The sequence below is a fragment of the Streptomyces sp. SID14478 genome, assembly GCF_010548525.1.
Lineage (GTDB): Bacteria > Actinomycetota > Actinomycetes > Streptomycetales > Streptomycetaceae > Streptomyces.
In genome coordinates, this window is the sequence record NZ_JAAGMG010000502.1 from 1 (window position 1) to 1,607 (window position 1,607).

Sequence of the window (1,607 nt, forward strand, 5' to 3'; positions counted from 1 at the left end):
CCTGGGCCGTGCCCGCCGCCGTGCTGGCGGGGACCGCGCTGGTCGCCGTGCGCGCCGCGGGGCTCGGCCAGTGGATCGTCGACGACGCCGCCGTCACCTTCGCGTACGTGCGCAGCGTGGGCGAGGGGCTCGGACCGGTGCAGCAGCCGGGCGCCCTGCCCGTCGAGGGGTACTCGAACCCGGCGTGGCTCGCGCTGCTGCTCGTCGGGCGGGTGCTCGGGCTCTTCGACCGGGGCGCCTGGTTCGGGGTGAGCGATCTCGCGCTGTTCCCGAAGGCCCTCGCCCTCGGCTGTGTCGCCGGGACGCTGGCGTGCGTCGCGGGCATCGCCAGGGCCGTGACGCCCGCACGCGCCTGGGCCGTCGTACTCCTCACGGGCGGACTGCTGGGCGCCGCCGACTCGTACGTCGTCTGGAGCTTCTCCGGGCTGGAGAACGCCCTGTACGGGCTGCTCGCCGCCGCGCTCGCCCTCGTCCTCGTGCGGGGCCGCGACGCCGCCTGGGCCGCCTGGGCAGCCGCGCTGGTGTCCCTCGCCGCCGCGCTCACCCGGCCGGACGGGGTGGTGCTCGCGGCCGCCTTCCCGCTCACCGCGTTCGCGCTGCGCGGGCGCGGCGCCGTGCGGGACGTGCTCGTCAACTGTGCGCTCTTCGGCGGGGGTTACGGCGCCTTCCTGCTGCTGCGGCACGCCGTGTTCGGGCTCTGGGTGCCCAACACCGCCGTCGCCAAGGCCCAACAGCCCCCGGAACTGCCCGAGTGGAGCAAGGTCGGCGAGCTGCTCGGCTACGCGGGGTGGGCCCTCGTCCTGGTCTGTGCCGGGGCTGCCGGCGCCGTCCTGTCCCGGCCGGGGCCGGCCCGGCGGGTGCTCGGCGTGCTGTGCGTGCCGCTCGCCCTCACGCTGCTCGCGTACGGCGCGCTGGCCCCGGACTGGATGCCGCTGTACCGGTTCGCCACCCCCGTGTGGGTGCTCGGGTCCACCGTCGCCGCCCTCGCCCTCGTCGTGCTGTGGCGCGGGATGCGGGCCCGGCTGCTGCTGACCGGCCTGACGGCGGCGGCGCTCACCCTCTCCCTCGCCGCGCAGGAGGTGAGCAGCGTCGCGTTCCGCCACGAGCCGACCCTCTCCATGTGCTGGGTCGCCGACCGGTACGGCCGCACGTTCAACGAGTACGCCGACCGCCTCGGCCTGCGCCCCGACGCCACCGTCGCGCTGCCCGACCTCGGCGGCACGCTGCTCACCTCGCGGCTGCGGGTCGTCGACCTCGCGGGCCTGACCGACCGCGGGATCGCCGACGCGTACGCGGCCGGGGACAAGGACGCGCTGCGCCACTACGTGCTGGCCGAGGTCCGTCCCGAACTGCTGCACGTCCACGCCGCGTGGATCGGCCGCACGGGCCTCACCCGCGCGCGCCTGGCCGGGGCCGGGTACGTGCCGCTGTACCGCGAGGGGGCCGGCGGCGACTACGTCCGTGCCGCCGCCGTCCCCGGCGGGCAGCACCGCGTGGACGCCGTACGGGAGTGGGCGAAGCCCCGCCTGGACGGGATGCTGCACGAGAAGCACGCCGAGGGCGGACGGCTCGGCGACTGCGGCGCCCGGCTGACCCCGGGGCGGTCG

Annotated in this window: 1 protein-coding gene; it reads left to right on the top strand. The window is 77.0% G+C overall.

What is annotated here, in order from left to right; all coding sequences use genetic code 11:
• Positions 1–1,607 (top strand): hypothetical protein (locus G3I40_RS16465; protein WP_164302906.1); only part of this gene is annotated, 1,607 nt, incomplete at both ends.